General features: G+C 69.4%; 24 protein-coding genes. 11 read left to right on the forward strand and 13 right to left on the reverse strand.

The window, feature by feature from the left end; all coding sequences use genetic code 11:
* Nucleotides 1–55: 55 nt before the first annotated feature.
* Genes AC4NN1_RS02145 through AC4NN1_RS02160 form a run of 4 tightly spaced genes read left to right on the forward strand, consistent with a single transcriptional unit; the run spans nt 56 to nt 6,850 of the window.
* Nucleotides 56–1,060 carry a LacI family DNA-binding transcriptional regulator gene (locus AC4NN1_RS02145; protein ID WP_491954426.1) on the forward strand — a complete coding sequence of 335 codons (1,005 nt, stop codon included), beginning with the start codon at nt 56–58 and terminating at the stop codon, nt 1,058–1,060.
* Nucleotides 1,057–3,099: a glycoside hydrolase family 31 protein gene (locus tag AC4NN1_RS02150; protein ID WP_491954427.1), complete on the forward strand. Its 2,043-nt coding sequence runs from the start codon at nt 1,057–1,059 to the stop codon at nt 3,097–3,099. Before AC4NN1_RS02145 ends, AC4NN1_RS02150 begins: the two co-directional genes overlap by 4 nt.
* A 32-nt stretch (nt 3,100–3,131) precedes the next feature.
* Complete coding sequence (locus tag AC4NN1_RS02155) at nt 3,132–4,601, forward strand: alpha-N-arabinofuranosidase (protein ID WP_491954428.1); 1,470 nt, start codon at nt 3,132–3,134, stop codon at nt 4,599–4,601.
* Nucleotides 4,598–6,850 (forward strand): beta-L-arabinofuranosidase domain-containing protein, encoded by a 2,253-nt coding sequence (locus AC4NN1_RS02160; RefSeq protein WP_491954429.1) that lies wholly within the window; start codon nt 4,598–4,600, stop codon nt 6,848–6,850. Before AC4NN1_RS02155 ends, AC4NN1_RS02160 begins: the two co-directional genes overlap by 4 nt.
* Nucleotides 6,851–6,860: 10 nt before the next feature.
* Here AC4NN1_RS02160 and AC4NN1_RS02165 read toward each other — a convergent pair whose 3' ends face one another.
* The 5 genes from AC4NN1_RS02165 to AC4NN1_RS02185 all read right to left on the reverse strand — a co-directional run bounded on the left by AC4NN1_RS02165 (nt 6,861) and on the right by AC4NN1_RS02185 (nt 12,602).
* On the reverse strand, nt 6,861–8,171 hold the full coding sequence (locus AC4NN1_RS02165) for a glycoside hydrolase family 27 protein (protein WP_491954430.1): 1,311 nt from the start codon (nt 8,169–8,171) through the stop codon (nt 6,861–6,863).
* A 22-nt stretch (nt 8,172–8,193) separates the two neighbouring features.
* A complete protein-coding gene (locus AC4NN1_RS02170) occupies nt 8,194–9,477 on the reverse strand; it encodes an ROK family transcriptional regulator (protein WP_491954431.1) in 1,284 nt (427 codons plus the stop codon).
* 31 nt (nt 9,478–9,508) lie between these two features.
* Nucleotides 9,509–10,357, reverse strand: a complete 849-nt coding sequence (locus AC4NN1_RS02175) for a carbohydrate ABC transporter permease (RefSeq protein ID WP_020097265.1) — start codon at nt 10,355–10,357, stop codon at nt 9,509–9,511.
* The gene (locus tag AC4NN1_RS02180; protein WP_311870248.1) at nt 10,354–11,292 is read right to left on the reverse strand and encodes a carbohydrate ABC transporter permease; all 939 of its coding nucleotides are present in this window, start codon (nt 11,290–11,292) and stop codon (nt 10,354–10,356) included. The genes AC4NN1_RS02175 and AC4NN1_RS02180 overlap by 4 nt, the downstream gene beginning before the upstream one ends.
* 65 nt (nt 11,293–11,357) lie before the next feature.
* Nucleotides 11,358–12,602 carry an ABC transporter substrate-binding protein gene (locus tag AC4NN1_RS02185; RefSeq protein WP_491954432.1) on the reverse strand — a complete coding sequence of 415 codons (1,245 nt, stop codon included), beginning with the start codon at nt 12,600–12,602 and terminating at the stop codon, nt 11,358–11,360.
* Between the two features lie 187 nt (nt 12,603–12,789).
* On the opposite strand from AC4NN1_RS02185, the gene AC4NN1_RS02190 reads away from it, so the two are divergent.
* Both AC4NN1_RS02190 and AC4NN1_RS02195 read left to right on the forward strand, forming a co-directional pair.
* A complete protein-coding gene (locus AC4NN1_RS02190; RefSeq protein ID WP_491954433.1) occupies nt 12,790–14,019 on the forward strand; it encodes an ROK family protein in 1,230 nt (409 codons plus the stop codon).
* 40 nt (nt 14,020–14,059) lie between these two features.
* On the forward strand, nt 14,060–14,533 hold the full coding sequence (locus AC4NN1_RS02195) for a hypothetical protein (protein WP_491954434.1): 474 nt from the start codon (nt 14,060–14,062) through the stop codon (nt 14,531–14,533).
* A gap of 302 nt (nt 14,534–14,835) precedes the next feature.
* Here the strand turns inward: AC4NN1_RS02195 and AC4NN1_RS02200 are convergent, their stop codons facing one another.
* From AC4NN1_RS02200 to AC4NN1_RS02210, 3 genes are read right to left on the reverse strand one after another with little or no spacing between them, the layout of a single operon-like run.
* On the reverse strand, nt 14,836–15,846 hold the full coding sequence (locus AC4NN1_RS02200) for a hypothetical protein (protein WP_491954435.1): 1,011 nt from the start codon (nt 15,844–15,846) through the stop codon (nt 14,836–14,838).
* The gene (locus tag AC4NN1_RS02205; protein WP_020097260.1) at nt 15,839–16,060 is read right to left on the reverse strand and encodes a helix-turn-helix domain-containing protein; all 222 of its coding nucleotides are present in this window, start codon (nt 16,058–16,060) and stop codon (nt 15,839–15,841) included. Before AC4NN1_RS02205 ends, AC4NN1_RS02200 begins: the two co-directional genes overlap by 8 nt.
* Nucleotides 16,060–16,524, reverse strand: coding sequence for a DUF2975 domain-containing protein (locus tag AC4NN1_RS02210; RefSeq protein WP_491954436.1), 465 nt, complete (start codon nt 16,522–16,524; stop codon nt 16,060–16,062). The genes AC4NN1_RS02205 and AC4NN1_RS02210 overlap by 1 nt, the downstream gene beginning before the upstream one ends.
* 84 nt (nt 16,525–16,608) lie before the next feature.
* Here AC4NN1_RS02210 and AC4NN1_RS02215 point away from each other — a divergent pair, with 84 nt between their 5' ends.
* On the forward strand, nt 16,609–17,541 hold the full coding sequence (locus AC4NN1_RS02215) for an AEC family transporter (RefSeq protein WP_026302961.1): 933 nt from the start codon (nt 16,609–16,611) through the stop codon (nt 17,539–17,541).
* 16 nt (nt 17,542–17,557) lie between these two features.
* On the opposite strand, the gene AC4NN1_RS02220 is transcribed toward AC4NN1_RS02215, so the two are convergent.
* Nucleotides 17,558–18,319 (reverse strand): SDR family oxidoreductase, encoded by a 762-nt coding sequence (locus AC4NN1_RS02220; protein WP_491954437.1) that lies wholly within the window; start codon nt 18,317–18,319, stop codon nt 17,558–17,560.
* A gap of 135 nt (nt 18,320–18,454) precedes the next feature.
* Here AC4NN1_RS02220 and AC4NN1_RS02225 point away from each other — a divergent pair, with 135 nt between their 5' ends.
* The 4 genes from AC4NN1_RS02225 to AC4NN1_RS02240 all read left to right on the forward strand — a co-directional run bounded on the left by AC4NN1_RS02225 (nt 18,455) and on the right by AC4NN1_RS02240 (nt 21,132).
* Entirely contained in the window at nt 18,455–18,925 is a 471-nt protein-coding gene (locus AC4NN1_RS02225; protein WP_491954438.1) for an NfeD family protein, read from the forward strand.
* On the forward strand, nt 18,922–19,884 hold the full coding sequence (locus AC4NN1_RS02230) for an SPFH domain-containing protein (protein ID WP_311856773.1): 963 nt from the start codon (nt 18,922–18,924) through the stop codon (nt 19,882–19,884). Before AC4NN1_RS02225 ends, AC4NN1_RS02230 begins: the two co-directional genes overlap by 4 nt.
* Complete coding sequence (locus tag AC4NN1_RS02235; RefSeq protein ID WP_491954439.1) at nt 19,881–20,654, forward strand: glycerophosphodiester phosphodiesterase family protein; 774 nt, start codon at nt 19,881–19,883, stop codon at nt 20,652–20,654. Before AC4NN1_RS02230 ends, AC4NN1_RS02235 begins: the two co-directional genes overlap by 4 nt.
* A 106-nt stretch (nt 20,655–20,760) precedes the next feature.
* A complete protein-coding gene (locus AC4NN1_RS02240; RefSeq protein ID WP_018187978.1) occupies nt 20,761–21,132 on the forward strand; it encodes an RNA polymerase-binding protein RbpA in 372 nt (123 codons plus the stop codon).
* A gap of 3 nt (nt 21,133–21,135) precedes the next feature.
* Here the strand turns inward: AC4NN1_RS02240 and lnt are convergent, their stop codons facing one another.
* The 4 genes from lnt to AC4NN1_RS02260 all read right to left on the reverse strand — a co-directional run bounded on the left by lnt (nt 21,136) and on the right by AC4NN1_RS02260 (nt 25,452).
* Nucleotides 21,136–22,689, reverse strand: coding sequence for an apolipoprotein N-acyltransferase (gene lnt, locus AC4NN1_RS02245; protein ID WP_491954440.1), 1,554 nt, complete (start codon nt 22,687–22,689; stop codon nt 21,136–21,138).
* A 68-nt stretch (nt 22,690–22,757) separates the two neighbouring features.
* Nucleotides 22,758–23,288 (reverse strand): gamma carbonic anhydrase family protein, encoded by a 531-nt coding sequence (locus tag AC4NN1_RS02250; RefSeq protein WP_491954441.1) that lies wholly within the window; start codon nt 23,286–23,288, stop codon nt 22,758–22,760.
* Nucleotides 23,289–23,299: 11 nt separating this feature from the next.
* Nucleotides 23,300–24,802 carry an amidohydrolase gene (locus AC4NN1_RS02255; protein WP_491954442.1) on the reverse strand — a complete coding sequence of 501 codons (1,503 nt, stop codon included), beginning with the start codon at nt 24,800–24,802 and terminating at the stop codon, nt 23,300–23,302.
* Nucleotides 24,799–25,452: an FMN-binding negative transcriptional regulator gene (locus AC4NN1_RS02260; protein WP_491954443.1), complete on the reverse strand. Its 654-nt coding sequence runs from the start codon at nt 25,450–25,452 to the stop codon at nt 24,799–24,801. The genes AC4NN1_RS02255 and AC4NN1_RS02260 overlap by 4 nt, the downstream gene beginning before the upstream one ends.
* Nucleotide 25,453: the final 1 nt, after the last annotated feature.

The raw sequence follows: 25,453 nt of genomic DNA on the forward strand, positions 1-25,453 counted from the left end.
TGCCGATGCACCCCTCGACGAGCCCGTGGCACGTCGTGGCGGAACACCTCACGGCGTGCCCACGCAGGCCGACGTCGCTCGCCACGCGGGCGTCTCGGCGCAGACGGTCTCCCGCGTCGTCACGGGCGGCGCGCGGGTGGACGAGCCGACGCGGGAGCGCGTCCTGGCGAGCATGCGGGAACTCGGATACCGGCCGAACCGGGCGGCGCGTGCGCTGCGCTCAGCCCGGTATCGGAGCATCGGCGTCATCATGAGCGATCTGACGTCGTACGGCAGCGTCCGCACGTGGGAGGCGATCTCCCGCGCGGGCGCGGCATCCGGCTATGCGGTCGCCCTCGTGCCGACCTCGCGATTCGACCGCAGCGCCGTCGCCGAGGCGATCGAGCGCGCGCGAGACCAGGCGGTCGACGGGCTCGTCATCGCGATCGGCGATCACCTCTCGGCGGGAGAGGATCTGCCCCTTCCCGACGACCTGCCCGTCGTCGTGGTCGATGCGTCCGCCCTCGACGACCGCTCCTTCGTCGACACCGATCAGACGATGGGCGCCGGTCAAGCCGTGACGCACCTCCTCGAACTCGGGCACGAGACCGTCCACCACGTGGCGGGCCCGGTGAGCTCGTATTCCGCCGTCCGCCGCGAGCAGGGATGGCGGGCGGCGCTGACCGCCGCGGGGCGGACGACCCCCACCCTCGAGCGCGGGGACTGGAGTGCGCAGTCCGGATACGACGCAGGATGCCGCCTGCGCGGGGAACCCGCCGTGACCGCCGTGTTCGCGGCCAACGATCAGATGGCCCTCGGGGTGCTCCGCGCGTTCCACGAGGCCGGCGTCGCGATTCCTTCGCAGGTCAGCGTCGTGGGCTTCGACGACATGCCCGAGGCGGGCCAGTTCTGGCCGCCGCTCACCTCCGTCCACCAGGAGTTCGAGCAGGTCGGGCGTGCGGCCGTCGACGTCCTCCTCGCGCGCATCGACGACGCCGCCGCCGTCCACCGACTGTTCGTCCCCACCCGACTGGTCGTGCGCGGGAGCACGGCCACCGCTCCCCGAAAGGCGACCTCATGACGTTCCACCCCTCGCACACCGGCGTGCTCTGGCGCGGCGACGGACAGACCGTCTCGATCGAGGCCTGGGGGCGCGGCGTGCGCGTGCGCGCCGCTCTCGGCCCGATCGACGACGCTCCCGGCGCCCTCGTCGAGGTGCCCGACTCCCGCGCCGAGGTGTCCATCGAGGGCGCCGTCGCGATCGTCACGGCCGGTGGGGTCCGCGTCGTCGCCGAGGAAGAGGATTACCACGACTGGTCGGTGGGGTTCCACACGCCCCGACTGCGGTTGCGGGTGCAGGATGCCGACGGCCGCCTCCTGTTCGAGGAGATCCGCGACGGCGGGGCCCTCAAACTCGCCGCGCGCGAGTTCCGGCCGACCGAAGGCGGCGACCACCGGCTGCGGCTGAGCCTCGCCGCCCCGGCGGACGAGCACCTCGTCGGGATGGGGCTGTACCAGCAGGACCTGGTCGACCTGAAGGGCACGGTGCTCGAGCTCGCGCACCGCAACTCGCAGACCTCCGTCCCGTTCGTCGTCTCGAGTGCCGGGTACGGCTTCCTCTGGAACCTCCCCGCGATCGGCCGCGCCGTGTTCGGGGCGAATCGCACCGAATGGGAAGCCGAGAGCGCGACTCAGTTCGACTGGTGGGTGTGCGCGGATCCGCGTCCGTCGCAGATCGCCGCCGCGTACGCGGAAGCCACGGGTCATGCGCCGATGATGCCGGAATACGGCCTCGGGTTCTGGCAGTGCAAGCTGCGCTATTCGACCCAGGACGAGCTCCTGGCGGTCGCGCGCGAGTACCGCCGCCGCGGCATCCCGATCGACGTCATCGTGGCCGACTTCTTCCACTGGCGGTGGATGGGGGACTGGAGCTTCGAGGAGGAGTTCTGGCCCGACCCCGCCGCGATGACGGCGGAGCTCCGCGAGCTCGGGATCGAGCTCATGGTGTCGGTCTGGCCGCAGGTGGTGCCGCAGTCCGAGAACTGGGACGAGCTGCGCGACGGGAACATGCTCGTGCGCACCCGGCGCGGGATCGACGTCCAGTACTACTTCGACGGCCAATACACGCGGTTCCTCGACGTGACCGAACCCCGGGCGCGCGAGTTCCTGTGGCAGAAGCTCGCCGAGAACTACGGCGCCCACGGCATCACCGCGTTCTGGCTCGATGAGGCCGAACCCGAGTACGGGGCCTATCACTTCGAGAACTACCGGCTCGCTGCGGGGTCGAGCGCACAGGTCGCCAACCTCTACCCGCGGGAGTTCACCCGCGCGATCGCGGACGGCCTCCGTGCCGACGGCAACGATCAGCCGGTCTCACTCGTCCGGGCGGCTTGGGCCGGATCGCAGCGGCACGGCGCGCTGGTGTGGTCGGGCGATGTCCACTCGACCTTCGCCGACCTGAAGGCGCAGATCGCCGCGGGGATCCACATGGGGGCCGCCGGCATCCCCTGGTTCACGACCGACATCGGCGGGTTCACCGGCGGCGATGTACGGGAGCCCGCGTTCCACGAGCTCCTCATCCGCTGGTTCCAGTTCGGGGCCTTCAGTCCCGTCATGCGTCTGCACGGCGATCGCGTACCCGGGATCCCCGTCGTCGACGCCCAGGGCGTCGCGCGCGTCGGGTCCGGGGCCGACAACGAGGTGTGGAGTTTCGGCGAGCAGATCGAGGCCCTCCTCGTGGAGTACATCCGGCTGCGCGAGGACCTGCGGGACTACACCCGCGAGGCGATGGCGGACGCTCACCGTGACGGAGCCCCCGTCATGCGCGGCATGTTCTTCGAGTTCCCCGACGACGAGCGGGCGTGGACGACACCGGGGCAGTACCTTTTCGGGCCCGACATCCTCATCGCCCCGGTGACCGAGCCGGGGGCGACCCGGTGGGACGTCTACCTGCCTGCGGGGACGGCATGGACCGACGCGCGGAGCGGAGCGTCGCACGCCGGCGGTCAGACCGTGACGGTCGCCGCCCCTCTCGCGTCGATTCCCGTGTTCCACCGCGGTGGCCGCGTCGGATCGGCGCTCGCCCGACTCGCTGACCTGCCCGACATCCGCCTGTCCTGATCCGACCTCACACCCTCGATGGAGAGAACCGAATGAGCCTCATCACCGCGACGACCCGCGCCCACCGCATCGACCGACGCATCTACGGCCAGTTCGCCGAGCACCTCGGTCGCGGCATCTACGAGGGCCTGTGGGTCGGCGAGCAGGACGAGATCCCGCACAAGAACGGTCTGCGCACCGACGCGATCGCGGCCCTCCGCGAGATCAAGGTGCCCGTCGTCCGCTGGCCCGGCGGCTGCTTCGCCGACGAGTACCACTGGCTCGGGGGCGTCGGGCCCACCGAGCAGCGTCGCGCGATGGTCAACACGCACTGGGGCGGTGTCGTCGACCCCAACACCTTCGGCACCCACGAGTACTTCGAGCTCCTCCACCAGCTCGACGCCGAGGCCTACGTCAACGGCAACGTCGGCAGCGGCTCGGTGGCCGAGATGCAGGACTGGGTCGAGTACATGACCCTCGACAAGCACACCCCGATGGCCGAACTCCGCCGTGCGCACGGGCGCGACCAGCCGTGGAAGCTGCAGTTCTTCGGGGTCGGAAACGAGAGCTGGGGATGCGGCGGCAACATGCTCCCTCTCCACTACGCGAACCTCTACCGCCAGTACCAGACGTTCGTGCGCGACTATGGGGACAGCCACGTCGCGAAGGTCGCGTGCGGTGCGAACGCCGACGACTACGAGTGGACGGACGTCCTCATGGCGCGCGCCGCCGGGCACATGGACGCGCTCAGCCTCCACTACTACACGCTCCCGACGGGGGAGTGGGACGTGAAGGGCGCCGCGCTGAGCTTCGACGACGCCGCCTGGTACGACACGATCCACCGCACGCGGCAGATGGACACGCTCCTGCGCCGTCACGGCGAGATCATGGACCGGCATGACCCGGCGCGCCGCGTCGGCCTCTTCGTCGACGAGTGGGGCACCTGGTACGACGTCGAGCAGGGGACGAACCCGGGCTTCCTGTTCCAGCAGAACACGATGCGCGACGCGATGGTCGCGGCGGTGAACTTCCACATCTTCCACCGTCACGCCGCCCGCGTCCGGATGACGAACATCGCGCAGATGGTGAACGTCCTCCAGGCGATGCTCCTCACCGACGGCCCGCGCCTGCTGAAGACCCCGACGTTCCACGCGTTCGGCATGTACATCGACCACCAGGACGCCGATTTCGTCGAGACCGTCGACGACGGCGGGCGCTCGGGCGGTCGTGGCGGAGCGCACCTCGACCACACCGTCAGCGTCAAGGACGGCGTCTACACCGTCAGCGCCGTCAACTGGGACCTCGAGACCGAGGCCGAGCTCGCACTGCGGCTGCCCGAGCGGATCGGCGAGGTCGTGAGCGCCCGGATCCTGCACGCGGCGGCATCCGCTCACAACACCTTCGACGAACCGGATGCCGTCGCCCCGGTCGACTTCGACGGAACCGTCGTGGCGGGCACCGACCTCCGTCTCGCGCTGCCGCCGCGCAGCATCGTGACGGTGCGGGTGCGGGCAGCCGGATGAGCGAGACGGCAGCCGAGCTGCTGCCGCTCGCCGCCGTCGCACTGACGAACGGTCCGTTCGCCGCCGCGCAGCAGCGCGCTCTGCGGACGGCGCTGGACCTCGACCCCGAGCGGCTGCTCGCGCCGTTCCGCCGGGAGGCGGGGCTGGCGACGGGTCCGGGATACGGCGGCTGGGAGTCGGAGGGACTCGACGGGCACACGCTCGGGCACGTCCTCAGCGCGCTGTCGGCGCACGCGGCCGGCGGGTCGGCCGCCGCACGCGAGCGTCTCGAGCTGCTGCTCACCGGGCTCCGCGACTGCCAGGTCGCTCACGGCACGGGTTACGTCGGGGGCGTGCCGGACGGCGTCGCCCTCTGGAGCGAGATCGAGAACGGACGGATCGACGCGCAGACGTTCGATCTCGACGGGCGGTGGGTGCCGCTGTACAACCTCCACAAGACGCTGACGGGTGTGATCGACGCCGCGGTGTACGCCGGCTCCGCGCTCGGACGGACCGTTGCGGCGGAGTTCGTCGAGTGGTGGCTGCGGGTGTTCGCACCGCTCGAAGACGCCGACGTCGAGATGGTCCTCCGGACCGAGTCCGGTGGCCTGGCGGCATCCCTCGGTCGATGGTCGCAGTTCACCGGCGACGAGCGCCCGGGCGGGCTCGCCGTCCGTCTCGCCGTCCGCACCCTGTGGGAGCCGCTCGCGGCGGGGCGTGATCCGTTGGACGGACTGCACGCCAACGCGCAGATCCCGATCGTCGTCGGCCACGCCGTCCTCGCCGGACTCGGCCGGGGCGAGCAGTTCGCCGCCGCGGCCCGGACCTTCTGGGAGAGCGTCACGCGGCACCGGACGACCTCGATCGGCGGGAACAGCGTGCGCGAGCACTTCCCGCCGCGCGACGACTGGTCGACCATGTTCACGGCGCGCGAGGGCCCGGAGACGTGCAACACGGTGAACATGGTCGAACTGGCCCGTGAGCTCCACCGGCTCGACGGCGGCACCGCGCACCTCGCCTACATCGACCGCGCCCTCAGCGCGCACGTCCTCTCGGCGCAGCATCCCGAACACGGCGGCATCGTGTACTTCACGTCGCACCGGCCGGGCCACCATCGCGTCTACTCCCGACCCGAAACGGGATTCTGGTGCTGCATGGGCACCGGTCTCGAGGCTCCTGCCCGGTTCGCCGCCGCGGCATTCGCGCAGGCTCCCGGGCGAATCGACGTGAACCTCCTCGTCGGCGCGCGCGCCCGAGTCGAGGACGTCGTCGTCGAGACCGAGACCGACCGTCCGTTCGGTGACGACGCGAGCATTCACGTGAGCGTGCCGACGCCGCGCTCCTTCGTTCTGCGGATCCGTCTGCCGGAGGGGGTGGATGCCGGGACGGCGGAGGCCCTGGTCGACGGCACCGCGTACCGGCCGGCGCCCGATGGCTGGTTCCGCATCGATCGCACGTGGACCGACCGCACAACGGTCCGGCTCACGCTGCCGCCTGTGCTCCGAGTCGAGGCGGCCCCCGACGGATCCGGGTGGGCGACTCTCGTCGACGGGCCTCGCGTGCTCGCCGAGCGTCTGCCTCATCCCGCCGTCGACTCGCTCGCGACGGACGCCCGCATGGGCCACATCGCCCGCGGGGCGCTGCTCCCGCTCGCAGCGGCGCCGATCCTGACACCCGAAGACGTGCGGTCGGCGGACCGATCCGGAGGCCGCGTCGTCGTGCTGCCGGCGACCCCGACCCGGCGCGAGATCGTCCTCGAACCTTTCGCCTCTCTGCACGATGATCGCTACATCCTCGCCTTCCCGTTCGCGTCAGACGGGGATGCCGCGACCCGCCTCACCGCGCTCCTCGCCGAGGACGCACGCGCCGACGAGCTCGACTCCCGCACGATCGACGCGGTGACGTTCGGTCAGCAGCAGCCGGAATCCGATCACGCCCTGACGTTGGCCGGCACGGAGTCCGGATACAACGCGGTGCACTGGCGGAGGTTCTTCGGTCCTTCGACGTTCGTCCTGCAGGACTGGGGTGCGTCGGCCGCGACCTTGCGTGTCTCCTGGCTCTCGGATGCGGTCGGCCGGCGGATGATCGTCGGGATCGGGGACGACGTCGTGGTCGATCGCATCATCGACGCCGGAGACGGCGACGGCATGGAGATCGACCTCGCCGCCTACGCCGACGGCCGGTCTCGCTGGGTCGTCGTGGTGGACGGGGCAGGCGAGGGCACTCCGCGCCTCACCGAGGCCCGCCTGATGAGCGCGGCGGTCGCCTGACCGGCGGCCGTCAGGCGTCGTGACGCCAGAACGCGCACGCGTGCGCGTCGAGGCGGAGGTCGACGGCGGTCGAGTCCGGCGCGACGCCGCGCACGGTCTCGTCTCCTCTCCGACCCGGGCGCGTGGGCACGGTCGCATCCGTCCACACGTCGACGATCGACCCGGGTGCGGGGCCGAGTCCGAGGTCCCGCGTGTCCAAGGTCGCCGTCAATGCGGAGCCGGTGGTGTTGACCGCCGCGATCCACGTCGTCGCCCCGCCGGTCGCGTGCCAGAGGACGAGGCCGTTCTCGCGCCGGATCTCACCGGACGACTCCGCTCGCGCCAGCAGGTCGACCAGGGCGGGGCTCTGCAGGAGTGAGATCGTCTCGGGCTCGGTCGAGGGCAGGTCGCCCCCGAACATGAGCGGCGAGCGGGCGATCGTCCAGAGTGTCAGCAGGCTCCGCCGCTCGGCGGGCGTGAGCGCATCGTCTCGTGGCTCGCCGCGCTCGGCACGGATCCCGATGCGGCCGAGCGGCAGCATGTCGGCGTCCGGCCAGGCACCCCGGCGCGCATGCGGCGCCCACCGTGCCATGCGTCCGAGGTTGTCTGCGACATCCTCCCACCGGTCCCACACGTCATCGCAGATGCGCCACATGCTCGCGTGCTCGGCGAGATGCTCGCGGTGAGCCGCGGACAGGTCGCGGCCGGGGGAGAGGCTGAGGATGATCTCGCGCTCTGCGGACTCCACTGCCGCGCTGTAGGCCGAGATGTCCCGCTCCTGGTAGGGCCAGAGCATGTCGTCGGCCTTGATGAGGTCGACACCCCACGCGTCGTAGAGGGCGACGGTCGAACGGTAGTAGGCCGCGGCATCCGGATGGGCATGATCGATGCCCACGAAATGGGGGTTCCACTCGCAGTCGTTCGCGGAGTCGGCGATCGCCGACAGCGGCGTCGAGGTGCCGTGCAGCAGCAGGCCTTCCGCCATCGCGCGACGAGGGATGCCGCGCATGACGTGCAGTCCGAACTTCAGACCGAGCGCGTGTATCTGCGCGGCGAGCGGTCCGAACCCCGCGCCGCCCGATGAGGAGGGGAAGCGCACCGGGTCGGGGAGGAGGCGCCCGTGCTCATCGATGTGCAGCCGGGCGTCGTCGTTGTAGCCGTGGGAGCGAGCGTCGGGATCCGCCCAGTCCGCGTCGACGACGATGGTGTCCCACCCGGCGTCCCGCAGGTGCTCCGCCATGAAGCGCGCGTTCGCGAGCACCTCCGCTTCGGTGACCGTCGTGCCGAAGCAGTCCCAGCTGTTCCATCCCATCGGCGGGCGATCCGGGCGTGCGAGGACCATGTGACTCCTGTCGGGTTCGTCCTCAGCCCGCGACGGGCTGAGGGGCGGATGAGGCGGTCGGTGCGGGACCGGGCGGGGGGTCCACCCGCGGACCGGGGCGCGACCGCGCGCGGCGGGCGAGAGCGCTCGAGTCGAGGTGGTTCTCGAAGGCGAGGACGGCCATCCCCGTCGCGACGCTGTTGACCTGGACCGGCGACACTCCGAGATCGAGACGCGCGGCGGTCAGTTCCGGGGCACGCTCGGCGAGGGCGATCCGCGCGGACGGCAGCAGCGCGTCTCCGAGCGCCCACGCGGTCCAACCGGTGAGGGTCATGACCTCCGGATTGAGCACCGCGACGATGTCCGACAGGGCGATGCCCAGGTACCGCGCGGTCCGCGCGAGCGTCTCGGCGACGGGGGGATCGCCCACCGCGTCGCGGAGCCCCTCGATGAACTCCCGTTGGTGGAGCTGCAGGAGCGCGTGATCGGGATCCACCTCGCTGAGGGTGTGACGGATGCCGGGCACCCCCACGTACGCTTCGACGCACCCCCGGCGGCCACAGCGGCATAAGCGCCCGTCGAGCTCGAGGACCGTGTGGCCCCATTCGCCCGCCGTATGCGTCGCACCGCGGAGGACCCGCCCTTCGACGATGATGCCTGCACCGACGCCCGTGCCGAGATTCACGACGACAGCGCTCGAGCGCCCGCGAGCAGCGCCGAACCAGATCTCCGAATGTCCGACGGCCTGCAGGGGGTTCGCCGTTACCAGGGGTCCCGGGAGGCGTGGGCGCACGCGGTCCTCCAATCGGCGCACGTGCGCCGCCCATCCGGGCGTCGCCACGGTGCCGGTGCGGTCCGTCGACAGGAGTCCGGGCAGGCCGAGGCCCACCCCGAGGATGTCGCTCGGCGCGCGGCCGCCTCTCTCGAGCGCCAGGTCGACGGCACGCAGGAGAGCATCGGCCACGCTGTCGACGGACACCCACTCTTCATCGATCTCGACGTTCGCGGCGCCGATCTCCGTCACGGCGGCGTCGAACACGACGGCTCGGACGTAGGTCTCGGCGAGGTCGATCCCGAGGAAGGAGCCTCCCTCGCCGTCGATCCGCAGCACCGTCGTCGGTCGACCGGTGCCGGCGCTGTCGGTCCCGGCATCCGCGATGAACCCGGCCTCCCTTAGCTCCGCGACCAGGTTCGACACCGTCGCGGCGCTGAGTCCCGTCGTGTGCGCGAGTTCGGTCCGCGTGGCCGTCCCCTGCACGACGAGTGCGCGGACGATCTCGCGCCGGGAGGCGTCGCGGATCTCACTCGAGGATCGAGTACGGGTCATGGTGGTCGCAGGTCTCTGACCCGAGCGGGGCTCAGGCGCCCCCGAGGCCTGTCTCCGCGACACCGCGCAGCAGCCACCGCTGCAGCAGGATGAAGACGAGCAGGACGGGGATGGAGGCGAGGAAGCCCGCGGCGAACAACCCGGTGTAGTCGAAGGTCTGCGCTGTGATGAACGACGACAGGTAGACCTGCACAGTGAGCGCGCCGAATCCCGTACCGGCGACCACGAGTGGCCAGAGGAACGCGTTCCATGCGCCGAGGAAGCCGAGAACGGTGAGAGCCGCGGCGAAAGCGAGCGAGTTGGGCAGCACCACGCGCACGAAGGTGCCGATGTATCCGAGACCGTCGAGCTTGCCGGCCTCTTCCAGTTCCCTCGGGAACGAGATGAAGAACTGTCGGAAGAGGAAGACGTTGAACGCCGTGAAAAGCGTCGGGATGACGATGCCCTGCAGACTCTCGGTCCATCCGAGCCACGAGACGATCAGGTAGTTCGGGAGGAACGTGGTGGCGCTCGGGATGAGGAGCATCGTCACGGTCAGCGCCAGGAGCGGCTTCGAGGCGCGGTTCGGGATGCGGGCGAGCCCGTACCCCGCGAGGGCGCCGATGATGATCTGCCCCACGGTCATCGACACGGCCATGATCGCCGAGGTCACGAGGGACTGTCCGAAGCGCTCGTCGGCGAAGATCTCCGCGAACTTGCCCCAGTTGGGGTTCGCGGGCCACCACACGAACGTCTTGGAGGTGACGTCCTCCGGCTGCGAGACCGCCGTCTTGACCATGACGTACAGCGGCATCAGGAACAGCAGCGCGAGGACGATGAGGACCGCGTAGCGGAAGGTCAGCTCGACCCTCCGACGGACGGGGTTTCCGACGACACTCATGAGGCGCGTCCCTTCCGGGCACCGCGGCGCGGCGCTTTCGTCTCGTCAGCGGCACCGAATCCGAAGAAGCGCGACTGCAGGAGGGCGACGAGGACGACGATCGCCGTGACGACGAACGCACCCGCGGAACCCTTGCCGTAGTCGAGTTGCTGGAACGAGAGGTTGTAGATGTAGAGGAGAGGTGGTCGGACCGAGGGGATCGTCCGGACGAGGTTGTAGAACTCGTCGAACGCCTGGAACGCCGCCACCAGCAGGAGGAGCATGACGGCCGCCGTCGTGGGGCGGAGCTGGGGCCACGTGATCGAGAAGAATCGCCGGGGTCCGCGGGACAGGCCGTCGATCGCCGCGGCCTCGTACAGCGTCTCGGGGATCCGCTGGAGGCCGGCGATGAACAGCAGCATGTAGAACCCGACCTGCAGCCACAGGCGGACGCTCACGATGACGACCCAGTAGTAGGGCGACTGCGTCAGCCAGGCATCCACCGTCGGCAGCCCGAGCGAGGAGAGCACCGAGTTGGCGACGGAGGAGGTCGATCCGCTGAAGATGCCGAGCTTCCAGATCAAGGACGCGATGACGTACGAGAAGGCCGTCGGCAGGAAGAAGACGGATCGGAAGAAGGCGCGGGCCACGGGGAGGTTCGCCACCAGCATCGCGAGGACCAGCGAGACGATGAGGGTGGTCGGCACGACGAGCACCGCGAACACGGTGAACGACAGGAGCGACGACAGGAAGCTCGGGTCGGTCAGCAGCGAGACGTAGTTGTCGAAGCCGACGAAGTCGGTCGGCGTGATGGTCGCGACGGCGCGCGTGAAGCTGAGGTAGAAACCCCAGAACAGCGCGATGATGCTGAAGATCAGCAGGCCGAGGAAGAACGGGCTGACGAAGAGCCAGAAGGCACGCCGGGTGCCTCGGATCGGACGCCGGCGTCGTGGCACGGACGGCGGGGGAGTGGGCCGGTGGCCCGGGTCTGAGACCCGGGCCACCGGAGTGTTGAGCTGAGTCACTGGAGTGCGTCCAGCATGCCCTGCATCGTGGTCTGAGCCGCAGCCAGCTCGGACTTCGCGTCCGCGCCTTCGACGACGATGCGGTTGACCGCGTCGGTGAGCGCTGTGCTCATCGCGGGCGTGTAGTACGGGCCGCCGGTCCAGCCGTACTCGGTGGTCAGGTCGACGATGTCCTTCGCGATGCCGTCACCGAGGCTCTTGGCCTGCTCGCGTGCGGACTTCAGCGGCGGGATGTGGAATCCGTACTTGGTGCTGAACTCGATCTGCCAGTCTGTGTCGTCGATCCACTGCTTCTTGGCGATCTCCTTCGCCTTCGCGATCTTGCCCGACTTGCCGGCGACCATCTCGTTCCACTGCGAGACGCCCACGATGGGCTGTCCGCCTTCGAGCGCCGGGACCGCGAATGCGCCCACGTCGTCGCCGAGCGCCTTCTTGAGGGCGGGGATCGCCCACAGACCCTGCCAGCTGATCGCGACATCACCGGCGATGAAGGACGTCGGGTCCCACCAGTCGGTCGGTGCGCCCATCAGGAGCGAGCCCGAGTCGTAGAGATCGTGAGCCGAGGTCAGCGCGTCGGCGAGCTGGGGCGAGTCGAGCGAGACCTTCGTGTTCTCGTCGTTGATGATGCCGCCGGGGGCTGCCGGCGGAAGGTTGGCGGCGAGGATGCCCGCGCCACCGTCGTTGCCGAGGAACAGGCCCTTGTGGTCGGCGTTCGTGAGCTTCTTGGCCGCCTCGACGAGCTCGTCCCACGTCGTGGGGACCTCGATGCCGGCTTCCTTGAACATGGAGGGCCGGTAGACGAAGAGCTGGGCATCGGTGATCATCGGGATGCCGTAGTACTTGCCGTCGATCGTGACGGGCTTGAGGGCGATCGGGAGGATGTCGTCCTTGACAGGCTCGACGATGTCCGTGAGATCTGCGTACTGCCCCTGTCGGGCCGCCTCGACGTTGATCGCGTTGTACTCGAACAGGTCGACCCCGCGGCCCGATGCGAGCAGGGCGTTGACGCGCTGCGCGTAGTCGCCCTCGACCCACTGGAGGTCGATCTTGGCGTCCTTGTAATCGTCCGCCCAGCGGTTGACGGCATCCTGGACGCCGTCTTCGCCGTACTGGTGGTAGAACTGCGTGATCGGGCCGTCCGCACCGCCGCCCGCGCCGCTCGAGCATCCGGAGATCAACAGCGCGGATGCGCTGAGGAGTGCTGCTGTGATTGCGAGCTTGCGTCGCTTGGGTGATGTCATCCTTCTCGCCTCTCTGCGGGATGGTGACGGCGATACGGGTATCCGATCGGTCCGCCGTCGCACCGATCGCCCTTAATCTAACGCTTAAAAGAAGGGGTGGTCTACCCCTGATCCAGAATCGGTTCGGCTCTGGCAGTATTCATGCAGGCAGTCGCGTAGGTCGTGGGGATGCCGGAGAGAAGAGACAGTGGTCGGGAAGAGATCGTCGCGCGACATCCGCAGCGAGTCGCGTCTCGACGTCCTGCACGGTCTGCTCTCGGCGGGAACCTCGACGCGTAATGAGCTCGCCCAGACGACGGGGCTGAGCGTCGCCACCGTCGCGACCATCGTTCAGGAGCTCCGCGGCGAGGGCCTGGTGGTGGATGCCGGCAGCTCGGCACTCGGTGCCGGACGACCGACGACGATGCTGCGGGTGAACGGTGACCGCGGCCGCATCCTCGGGATCGACGTCGCCGAGACGTACGTCCGCGCGATCGTGTTCGACGCGAGCCTCGAGGAGATCGGCTCCGTCGAGGTCCCGATGGACGAGTCCCTTCCGTCGGCGAGCAGCGTGACCGAGACCATCGTCCGCGCCGTCGACACGGCTCTTCGCGAGACGGAGATCGACCGCGAGCGTGTCCTCGGCGCCGGCATCGCCCTGCCCGGGCTCATCAGTGCGGAGGAGTCGGCGGACGCCGTTGCCCCCCGCTGGGCCGCGCGTAACGTCGAGGTGCTCCGCCAGCTGCGTGAGCGCATCGGTCTTCCGCTCGTCGTGGAGAACCCGCTGAAAGCCATCGCCACGGCCGAACTCTGGTTCGGGCGGGGCCGCACCGCGGCCTCGATGGTGATCGCCAACCTCGGCACGGGTGTCGGAGCGGGCATCGTGCTCGAGGGGAAGATCCTGCGGGGCGCGACGCACAGCGCAGGGGAGTGGGGTCACGCCGTTCTCGTCCTCGATGGGCGCACCTGCCGTTGCGGTCGCCGGGGATGCGTCGAAGCGTACGTGGGCGCACCCGGCATCCAGGTCACCCTTCGGGAGATCGCTCCCGATCACGAGCTCGCCGTCGTCCCGCAGCGCGAGTTCATCGACGGATTGGCACAGGCGCACCGCCGGGCCGGGGGAGACCCGGTCATCGACGACGTATTGGCGCGCACAGCCCATTACCTCGGGGCGGCGCTCGGCGACCTGGCCTCGATCATCGATCCCGAGGTGATGATGCTGACGGGCTGGACCGCGTGGACGCTCGGCGATGACCTGGTCGAGCCGACGAGGCGCGAGTTGCAGCGCCGGGCACCGATCGGCGCGACCACGCCGCGGGAACTCGGGGTGTCGACGGTGCGGGGGAGTTCGGTCGCCATCGGGATGGCGACGCTGGCGTTCGAGCGTTTCCTTGGCGACGTCGGCCTCTCGACGACGCGTCTTCCGCTCGCCCTGTGAGGCCCGGTCGAACCCCCGTGCGGCCGGCCATACTGAGGACATGGGCTTCTCCCTGAGCTTCTACCCGATCGACGGCGGCGATCTCGGCGACGCCGACCGGGAGGGCCTGGCCGCATTCCTCGACGCACGCGGACTGTCGGTGCACTTCGACGGCAGCGGGCTGTTCTCTGCGGACGGTGCCACGCTGTCCTTCGACGGGGCCCGGAGCGACCTGGCCCTGGACGTCCTCGACCAGCCTGAGCCAGTCACCGGAACACTCCCGCACGCGACCCTCAGCTCGTCGGAGTGCGCGTTCGTGTTCGACCTGTGCACGGCGGGGAAGTTGATGATCGTCAATCCGCAGGGCGATCCCACCTACCTCGGCATCGCCGGCATCCACGACGGTGATGACTTCCCCGATCCTGACGACGCGGTCCTGGTCGGCAGCGCGACGGAACTTGCCCTCGCCCTCGAAGGCGGGTTCGAGAGGTTCCAGGACTACCTGCAGCGTGTCCTCAACGGGAACCCAGGCTAGATCCTCGGGTTGTGAGCCGCTCGCGAGCCGTACGCGCAGCGGCATCCCGTCCGATCGCGACACGGACGACGAGATCTTCCGGATGAAGCGCGATCTGATGGAAGGCACCGTGCGTCACGAGCGCCGCCGTCCAGTCCCACTCCGGCCAAAATATCGACGCGGCCGCGCGAACGTCCGATACGTCGATCTCGCGATCGTCGCTTCGTCGGTCGGTCACCCGTCCATCCTCTGGCCGGGGAGCACCTGCGTCGTCGCCCGTCGCCGAGTTGACATAATGTGCATTATCGGATGACTCCTCTGGTTCAGAGGCATCCCGTGGTGATCGTCCCGTGGATCGTTCCGTCGATCGTTGAACGATCGACGATGCGCAGGGTGACCGTCGTGACTGGATCGAAGCGGATGTCCGTCTGGATCGCACGATCGACCTCGTACCCGGCGGCATCCCACGTCGCGAGGATCTTCTCCAGCGACGTCGCGTTGTCCTCGGTTGCGAATGCGAACGTCAGCGCCGATTGCGATGCGCCCCGATCGCATGTCGTCCGTGTCGGCGCGGACGACGCCACGGCGCGGCCGTCCGTGCCGACGGCTCCGGGAACAGCAGCAAGCGTGGCTGCGTACATGCGCTCCAGTTCCGCCTCGGCGCGTCCCAGACTGACGGGTGTCGGCGCAGTCGGCGTCGGCGCCGGACGACCTGCCTGATACGTCGGACGCTTCTTCCCGCACTCCGGCACGTGCCCCGTCAGCTCAGGCACGGTCACCGTCTCGACGACGGAGGCAGCCGACACCCGGAGAGTTCCGTTCTCGTCCGAAACGCCGTATGCGCCCTCGTGGAACGGCATCCCGCCATCCGCGTTCCAGATCGACGCCACGCTCGTCGCAACGAGACCGTCCATGCGGTACAGGGAGCTCGAGCTCGACAGCCAGTGGTTCTCCTCGCGGACGAGGTAACCGGTGTCGCATCCATCATCGTCGATGAGCGGCGACACGATGGTGGTCGGGAACGTCGCCAGGAACACACCTGCTCCCGCGACGAGCACCGCTCCGGTTGCCGCGACCCTCGCCACGATCACGGCAACGCGGGCCGCGACCCTCGTCGCTCGCAGACTGAAGACGAGGACGGCGAGGTCGATCATGCCCAGCAGGATGAGCACGGCCACGATTTGCGGCGAATCCAGCGTCCCCACGAGAACCGTCGTGCCCTCGCTTTCCTCGCTCGTCGCGGCGGCGACAGTGATCATCGCGGCGGCGACGAGTACCGCCACCACCCCTGTGAGGACTCGGATGCCGACGGCCACGCGCCGTGCGTCAGCCACCCGTATCCTCGGCCGGCTCCCAGCGCAGCAGGTCACCCGGTTGGCAGTCGAGCGCCTCGCAGAGCGCGTCGAGCGTCGTGAACCGGACGGCTTTCGCCCGTCCGTTCTTCAGCACCGCGAGGTTCGCGGGTGTGATGCCGATACGTGCTGCCAGGTCGCCCACGGCCATCTTCCGGCGCGCGAGCATGACGTCGATGTCGACGACGATGGGCATCAGACGACCTCGTCGAGCTCGGAACGCATCTCGATCGCCTTCCGCAGCAGTGACCGCATCACGACGACCACGAGCGCGACTCCCCCGGTCGCCAGCGCAGCGCCGTAGACGATCCCCACCACTCCGGGGGCGGCCGATCCCGGTACCAGCATCGTCGCCAGCGCCCCGGTGAGGACGGCGGCTACGGCGATCGCTGCGATGACCACGTCGACGAAGCGGAAAGCACCGACCGAGAACACCGCGTCGGCTGCAGCCATCGACACGAGCCGCCAGATGCAGAGCGCGACGACCTGCAGGCACACGAGCCAGAGGGCGAGGATCACGATGACCGTCACTCGCCACGCGGTCGGCAGCGCCCCGAGGTCGTTCCAGATCGTCGGAAGCACCAGGATCTGCACCGCCAAGGACCCGAGCAACGACAGAGCGAGCGCCGTCCGCAGGGTGAGGATCGTTACACGACTCATGAGCGCCTTTCGATAGCCATCTATCGAAAAACGATAGCCACTCCCCCGTCTCCGGGCAACCGTGACTCCCCGTAGGCTCGAATGATGATCGAGGTGCTCACCGGATTCGCCGTCATCGGCGTCGCGATCATGGTCGGGTGGATCATCGGACGCATCGACCTCCTGGGTCCCACCGGCGGCCAGGTCCTCGGTCGGATCACGTTCTTCGTGCTGAGTCCGTTCCTCCTCTTCGTCGTGCTGGCGCGCGCCGACGTCGCGACGCTGTTCTCCGCGCTCCTGCCCGTCTCGGCGCTCGCAGCCGTCTCGGTGTTCGCCATCTTCGCCGCCGTCTCGCGATTCGTCTGGCGACGACCGGCCGGCGAGATCCTCATCGGCCTCCTCTCGGCCGGTCAGGTCAACTCGAACAACATCGGCATCCCGCTGTCGCTCTACGTGCTCGGAAGCGCGGCGTACCCCGCACCGGTGATCCTCTTCCAGCTGCTCGTGCTCACACCCGTCGTGATGGCGATCTTCGAAGCCCTGACGACGGACGGACGACGGCGGCCGTGGCCGATCCTGCGCCGGACGATCACGAACCCCATCGTGGTGGGATCGCTTCTCGGCACGATCGTCTCTGCCACCGGCATCCCGCTTCCGCAGATCGTGATCGCGCCGATGGAGCTGATCGCGGGCGCCGCCGTCCCCGTCCTGCTGATCAGCTACGGCATCTCACTCCACGGCCAGCGGGTGCTGGGGACGCCGGGACGACGCCGCGACATCCTCCTCGCCGCCGGCCTGAAGCTGCTCGTCATGCCCGTCGTGGCGTGGGTCCTCGCACAATTCGTCTTCGGCCTCTCCCCTGCCGAGGTCCTCGTCGTGACCGTGCTCGCCGCGCTCCCGACCGCGCAGAACGTCTTCAACTACGCGCAGCGATACGCGATCGGGCAGACGATCGCCCGGGACACCGTCTTCGTGACGACGATCGGATGCGTCCCCGTACTGTTCGTCGTGGTCCTGCTCCTGCGACCGGGCGGTTGAACCCGCCGGGGCGCCGTCAGACGCCGAACGAGCTCGTGTCGCCGATGAGGCGGGTGTTGTCGGCGGGGATCGGCTCCACCGCGGCGCGGGCGACCTCGGCCGCGAACTCCGACACGTTGTAGAGCTTGCCGGCGCTCTCGCGACGCTCGGCGATCGCACCGGGGTTGGCGCGCTCCAGCAGCGTCGCGGTGATGGTGCCCTCGATCATGTCGCCCGAGACGACGACGAACTCGACGCCCTTCTCGGAGAGAGCCGGGATCCGCTCGCGCAGGGCGTCCTCTCCGGCACGCTTGGAGCGGGCGACGGGCTCGTATTCGGGCATCGTCGGCGTCGTGTGGATGAAGTGGGCCTGGTGGCTCGTGACGAAAACGACGCGGCCACCGGCCGGGATCAGCGGGAGCGCAGCCTCGAGCGAGCCCACCTGGGCGTCGCGGTTCAGGGTCAGGGCGTAGTCCTCGGCCATGCCGCCCTCCATGCCGCCGGACGCGTTCAGCACGAGGATGTCGAGCGAGCCGAAACGCTCCTCGATCGCCGAGAACATCTCCGACACGGATGCCGCATCGGTCAGGTCGGCGCCGACGGTGAGCACCTCGACGCCGAGCTCCCGCAGCTCGGTCGCGAGCTTCTCGGCTCGAGGAGCCTTGTTGCGGAAGTTGATGACCACGTTCGCGCCCGCCTGGGCCAGGTAGCGCGCCGTGTCGGCGCCGATGCCTCGCGACGACCCGGTCACCAGGGCGGTCTTACCGGTCAGGGATGCGGCGGGGACGGGCTGCGACATGGGGCTCTCCTGCGAGGTGCTCGGCGGGTGCGCGAGACGGATGGGGCTTGACGAGCCTATCAATCCGGCGCGTCCGACCCGCGCGAGGGAGCCCGTTGGTAGTGTGCGAGGACACGCCCACCGAAGGAGCCGACGATGTTCCCGGACCTCATCCAGTACCTGTGGATCGGTTGGCTGGTGCTCGCGGTCCTCTTCGTCATCATCGAGCTGCTGACCCTCGAATTCACCTTCCTCATGCTCGCTGCCGGCACGCTGGTCGGCGGGCTGGGAGTGAACCTCGTCGGTGGCGTCTGGTGGCTCCAGATCCTCGCGGCCGCGGCCGTCTCGGCGCTGTTGCTGTTCACGATCCGTCCGCTCCTGCTGCGGGCGTTGCACCGCTCGAGTCAGCACATCCCGACCAACGTGGATGCTCTCACCGGGATGTCCGCGCGGGTCGTCGCGGCCTTCGTCGACGGCGACGGCTCGGTCAAGCTCGACAACGGTGAGACGTGGACGGCGCGATTGACGGATGCCGCGGCATCCGTCTCCCCCGGTCAGCGCGTCACCGTCACCGCCGTCCGCGGCGCCACCGTCGTGGTGGCACCCGAAGAAGGGAACCCCGCATGAGAATCCCCCTCACCGTCAACGCCGGTGACTTCGTCGGTCAGATCTTCGTCGTCGTGTTGCTGGTCGTCGTCGCGATCTTCGTCGTCGTCGTCCTCTTCCGCTCGATCCGGATCATTCCGCAGGCCTACGCCGGGGTGGTCGAGCGACTCGGGCGCTACCAGCGCACCCTGTCCCCCGGACTGAACCTCCTCATCCCGTTCATCGACCGCCTCCTGCCGCTGGTCGACATGCGCGAGCAGGTCGTCTCGTTCCCGCCTCAGCCGGTCATCACCGAGGACAACCTCGTGGTCTCGATCGACACGGTCGTCTACTTCCAGGTCACCGACGCGCGGGCAGCGACGTACGAGATCAACAACTACCTCGGCGCCGTCGAGCAACTGACGACGACAACGCTCCGCAACGTCGTCGGTGGTCTCAACCTCGAGGAGGCGCTGACCAGCCGGGACAACATCAACACTCAGCTGCGCGTCGTCCTCGACGAGGCGACGGGCAAGTGGGGCATCCGCGTCTCGCGCGTCGAACTGAAGGCGATCGACCCGCCGGTGTCTATTCAGGATTCGATGGAGAAGCAGATGCGCGCCGAGCGCGACCGCCGCGCCGCGATCCTCACCGCGGAAGGTTCCAAGCAGTCGCAGATCCTCGAGGCCGAGGGGCGACGTCAGGCCGAGATCCTGCGCGCCGAGGGCGACAAGCAGGCCGCGGTCCTCCGCGCCGAGGGCGAGGCCGAGGCGATTCAATTCGTCTTCGAGGCCATCCACAAGGGTGATCCCGACGAGAAGCTCCTCGCTTATCAGTACCTGCAGATGCTGCCGAAGATCAGCGAGAGCTCCTCGAACAAGCTCTGGATCATCCCGAGCGAGTTCACGAACGCCCTCAGTTCGTTCAGCACCGCCTTCGGCGGTTCCGACGCGCACGCTCCGAAGCCGAAGCCCGCAGACGGGACGACTCCGACGTCATGACCCACCCGTGGTTCCTCGGTGAGGCGACCCCCCGCATCCTCGCCCACCGCGGTTTCGTGCCGCCCGATTCCGAGAACGTCGCCGAGAACTCCGTCGCCGCCCTCGCGGCGGGCCGGGCGACGGGGACGCTCTATCTCGAGTCGGACTGCCACCTGACCGCGGACGGCGACGTCGTCCTCTTCCACGACGATGACCTTCGCCGCGTCACCGGCGATCCCCGCCGCGTCGCTGACGTACGGACCCGAGAGCTCACCGACATCATGTCGACGCGAGGCGGTCTCGCGGTGCTCCCCGACGTCCTTCAGGCGTTCCCCGATGCCCGATTCAACCTCGATGTGAAAGCGGATGCCGCCGCCCACCAGGTCGGCACGCTCGTCGCACGCGAAGCCCACCGCGTCCTCCTCACGAGCTTCTCGGATCGCCGGCGTGAGGTCGCCCTCGCGGCCGCCCGGTCGCAGGGCGGCGAGCCGGCGACCTCGGCGGGCTCACGGACGCTCGCCGGCGTGCTCGCCGCGCTGTCGGCGCGCCTCCCCCGCCTCGCTGCGCGACGACTCGACGGGGTGGACGCCCTGCAGATCCCCGAACGCCACCGCGGCATCCCGATCCTGACGCGCCGGCTGCTCGATCTTGCTCATGCGAGGGGCATCGAAGTCCACGTCTGGACGGTGAACGATCCCGACGCCATGACACGACTGATCGGTGTCGGGGTGGACGGCATCGTCACGGACCGAGCCGATCTCGGCGCGGCCGCACGAGCGAAATCGCTATAACCTCCGGGCCTGGAAGTCGGCTGTGAATACCACATCGATTGAGGTCTTCTCGGATGATCCGCACAGGTGGGTTCGTTATACCTGAGGACGACGAGAGGACCACACAATGGCAGATCGCAGCCTTCGCGGCATGCGTCTCGGCGCTTCGAGCCTACAGAGCGAAGAAGGCGTCGTATTCGTAGAGCGCACCAACCACACCTACGTCTGCACGCAGTGCGAGCGGGAGACCGTTCTCACCTTCGCTGCAGACGCTGAGGTCCCTGAGGCCTGGGAATGCCGGACCTGCGGAGCCGAAGCACTCCGCCGCATCGGCGACACCGTCGCCGTGGTGGACCACTCCGGTGACAAGGCCGCTCGCACCCACTGGGACATGCTCATGGAGCGTCGCACCATCCCCGAGCTCGAAGAGCTGCTCGAGGAGCGACTGGCTCTCCTGCGGTCCCGACGCGGCGAGAACTCCGGCAAACTGAGCGCCTGACCCTCACACTTCAGTGGCGTCGTCCTTCGCGGACGGCGCCGCTTTCGTGCGCCTGCGGACGAGGACGCCGAGCAGCAGCAGCACGGGGAGGGCCGACCAGCCGAGGACCCACTGCACCGCCGGGCCGATGACGACGGCGGGTGTGAGGCCGGTGCGCAGCGGGACGTCCACCAGGAGGGCCCCGGAGGTGTCTGCGGCCAGGCCGTCGATGACGGAGCCGTCCGGACCGATGACCTGACTGGTCCCCACCGTCGAGATGTTGACGACGGCGCGGCCCGTCTCGATCGCCCGCATGCGCGCGAATCCGAGCTGCTGCACGTTCTCGTCGGTCCCGCGGAAGTCGGCGTTGTTCGTCTGGAACATGTACACCTCGGCGCCGTCCCGGGCACCCTGCCAGATCACGTCGTCGTAGATGACGTCGAAGCAGATCGCCAAACCGACGCCCACACCGTTCACATCGAAGAAGGGCGGGTTCGTACCCGGGGTGTACTCGCGAGTGATCAGGCCGACGAGATCAGGCGCCAAGGCTTCGAAGAACCAGCGATCGGGCACGTACTCCCCCATCGGCACGGGATGGGTCTTGTCGTGGATCGCCAGCGGGTTCTTCCGGCCTGCCTGCCACAGCATCGAGGTGTTGTAGACGAGCGAGTCGCGCTCGGTGGCGGCATTCACGAGTAGGGGCGCCTCCACCTCCCGGGACAGGTCGTCCAACGCTCCTGCGATGGAGCTGTTGTTCAGCGGGTCGGCGTCGACACCGCCCTCGGGCCACAGCAGGACGTCGAGCTTCTTCCCGATGAGGGGCTGTGTCGCGGCGAGCTGGGCCCGGAACACGTCGTAGGGCTCGCGCCTGTCGAAGAAGCCCGAGGGTCCGTTGCCCTGCACCGCGCCGACGCGCATGGTTCCGGCATCCGTCGTCGGGAACTGCGGAATGAGGACGAGGACGGCGGCAGCGACGGCGGCGGGTGCGAGCAGGCGTACGCGACGCCACACGCGCAGGCGTACGGCTTCGATGGTAGCGGCGACGACGAACATCATCACGAAGGTGAGACCACTCACACCGAGCCACGACGCGAGCTCCGCGAGCGGACTGTCGGCCTGGCTCATTCCGAGTCGTGCCCAGGGGAAGCCGGTGTAGGGCCACGAGCCCATGAACTGCTCGCGCGCCGTCCACGCTGCGGCGACGAGCGCCGGAAGGAAGGTCACGCGTGCCCAGGACCCGGGGAGCAGACGCGGCAGCCATCGGTAGGACAGCGTGATGACGATCGCTCCGACCGCGCTGAGGATCGTCTCCACCCCCGCGAGAGCGAACCATGGGACAGCGCCGAGGTAGCGGGTGATCCATGCGATGTGGAGCAGGTAGAAGGATGCCGCGAACACGGCGCCCACGGCGACGGAACCCCACGCGGAGCGGCCGATCAGGGTCACGAGCGTGAGCGCGGCGCCGACGAACGCGAGCGGCCAGATGCCGATGTCGGGGAATGCGAGGTCCAGCACCGCTCCCCCGGCGATCGCGACGGGCAACGCGAGCCACAGGGGCAGCAGGGGGCGTTCGGGCACGGACGGAAGCCTAGATGAGTCGGGCTATGGCGAGGCTGGAGACGGCCCCGGTCATGAGAGGGCCCCGATCACGAGACAACACCGTGCCGCTCGGCGTGACCGAGGTAGATCTCCGCGTTGCGGAGGATCCCGGAGCGCTCCTCGTCGGTCAGCTCCCGTCGAACGCGCGCGGGCACACCCGCCACGAGCGACCCGCTCGGGATGACCGTCCCCTCGAGGATCACGGCGCCGGCGGCGATGAGGCATCCGGGTCCGATGTCGGCACCGGACAGAACGACCGCCCCCATGCCGACGAGCGTTCCGTCGCCGATGCGGCAGCCGTGCACGACGGCGTTGTGGCCGATCGAGACGTCCTCTCCGACGTCCACCCCGTGCGGGGAGTCGACGTGGATCGCGACGCCGTCCTGCACGTTGCTCCGCGCCCCGATCGCGATCGGCGCGCTGTCGCCCCGGAGGACGGCGTTGTACCAGATGCTCGCGCGCTCTCCGAGGGAGACGGCGCCGACGAGGCGGGCGCCCGCGGCGACGAAGGCCGAGTCGGGGACGGACGGGACGCCGCCCGCCACGGTGATCACGGTGGCGTCAGGTGACACGGTCATGGTTCTGCTCCTCAGCCGTCGATGTGGGTGAGGCGACCGGCGAGGATCGTCGCCGCCGCGCGCGTGGTCCGCAGCTCGGGGTCGGTCGCGGTCAGCGGGTCCCTGTCGACGACGACGAGGTCGGCGGTGCCCCCGGGCTCGAGGGCGCTCCCCGTCAGCGAACCTCCGGCGGTGGATGCCGCGAGCGCGATCGCTGCAGACAGTCCCTGATCCGGTCGCCACGGCTCACGTCCCCCGCGCGTGCGGTGGACGGCCGCAGCCATCGCGGCCCAGGGGTCGAGCGGCGAGACCGGGGCATCCGAACCGAACAGGAGGTTGGCACCGGAGTCGGCGAGCGAGCGGAGCGGGTAGGGCAGGGCGGTCTGCGCGGACCAGACGGAATCGGTCAGGTCGCGGTCGTCGATCGCGTGCTCCGGCTGCACGCTCGCTCCCACGCCCAGCCGGGCGAACCGGGGGATGTCGGCATGGGCGACGAGCTGCGCGTGCTCGATCGTGCCCGTCGCGCCCGTGGCTGCGAACGCGTCGAGCGCGTGGGAGTTGGCGACGTCGCCGATCGCGTGGATCGCGCAGGACAGCCCCGCACCGGTCGCCCGCACCATCAGGGCACGGAGATCCTCCGGTGCCACCGTCATGACTCCCGTGTTGTGCGGGTCGTCGGGGTAGGGATGCGAGCACGCCGCAGTGCGGGTCCCCAGTGATCCGTCGGTGATCACCTTCAGTGATCCCACACGGATGAGGCCGCGGGGATCGAGCGCATCGCCCGTCGCGAGTCCCTCGGCGACGGCTCGTTCGAGGAACTCCGGGTACACGCCGAAGGCGACGCGCATGGCATCGAAGCCGGCCGCGACCCGGCGAGCCCAGGCATCCGCGTTCCACGCCATGTCGAGGTCGACGATGCCGGTGACACCGCGGGATGCCGCGCGGTCGAGCGCCGCGACCACGTACCGGTCCACCAGTGCGGGCTCGAGGTCGTTGAGGCGCCGGGAGATCTCGAACGCGGGTTCCTCGCGCAGGATCCCGTCGGCGGTGGGAGCGATCGATTCCCGGCGGAACGCGGCGCTGTTCAGCCACACGCTGTGGACGTCGGCGTTGATGAGGTAGGTCGGAACCGCCCCCGTCGCCGCGTCGAGCAGATCGAGCGTGGGGGCGTCCGCCCAGAACGCGTCGCGGAAGCCGGTGCCGATGCGACGCCCGTCGTCAAGGACGGGGGCGCGTCCCATGACGGATGCCGCCTCCACAGCACTCGCGACGTCGACGAGCGGCGTCCGCTGCGCGGTGAGGGCCCATTGGACCGTGTGCACGTGGTGATCCCAGAGGCCCGGCAGGAGCCACCCACCGGCGCCGTCGACGACGATCCCGCGGGCGGGCAAGGCACCCGCGGGCGCGATGTCGGCGATCACGCCGCCGCGCACGTGAACGTCGACGGGGTCGTCACCGAACGGGTCGACGCGGTCGGCCCCCGTTAGACGCACCCCTGCGATGACGCCGACCTCATCGCCCCGTTCGGCACTCATCGTTGCCCCTCACGTGCCCGGCGCATGGCGTCGCGCGAGCGGCGCATCTCGTCGGCGAGGCGGGGATCCGCGTAGGGGCTCGCCCCGGCATCCAGTCGGTCGATGATCGTGTCGACCACCTCGTCCGGCCGGTTCTGGCTGAGCTTGCGCTTCGCCGTGACGTGAGTGGGCGTGAGCCGGAAGCCGACGGTGCCCTTCTCGAGCCGGCGGACGAACTCCTCGTCGTTGGGCGCCTGCCACATCGGTCGCGGTTCGGGCAGTCCCGATTCGAAGCGGTCGACCAGGCGCTCGAGCACCTCGAGGTTCTCCTCCGGAGTCAGGATTTCGGGAACGCCGCGGAGGTGGACCGAGACGAAGTTCCACGTCGGCACCGCCGGGCCGTCGCCGTACCAGCCGGGCGAGATGTACCCGTGCGGGCCTTGGACGATCACGAGGAGCTCGGACTCCCCCAGTCCGTGGATGAGGTCGTCGGGCCGCCCGACATGGCCGACGATCGTCAGATCGTCCCGCGTCGGGTCGAGGAGGACGGCGTAGTGCGAGGCGACGAGGCCCGCCTCGGTGTCGCTGACGATCGTGACCCACGGATGGGCGTCGATGAGGCGGCGCATCTCGGTCACGTCGGTCATGGCGAAGCTCGGATTCTGCCTCATC

It is taken from the genome of Microbacterium sp. MDV22-iso44, from assembly GCF_058629135.1.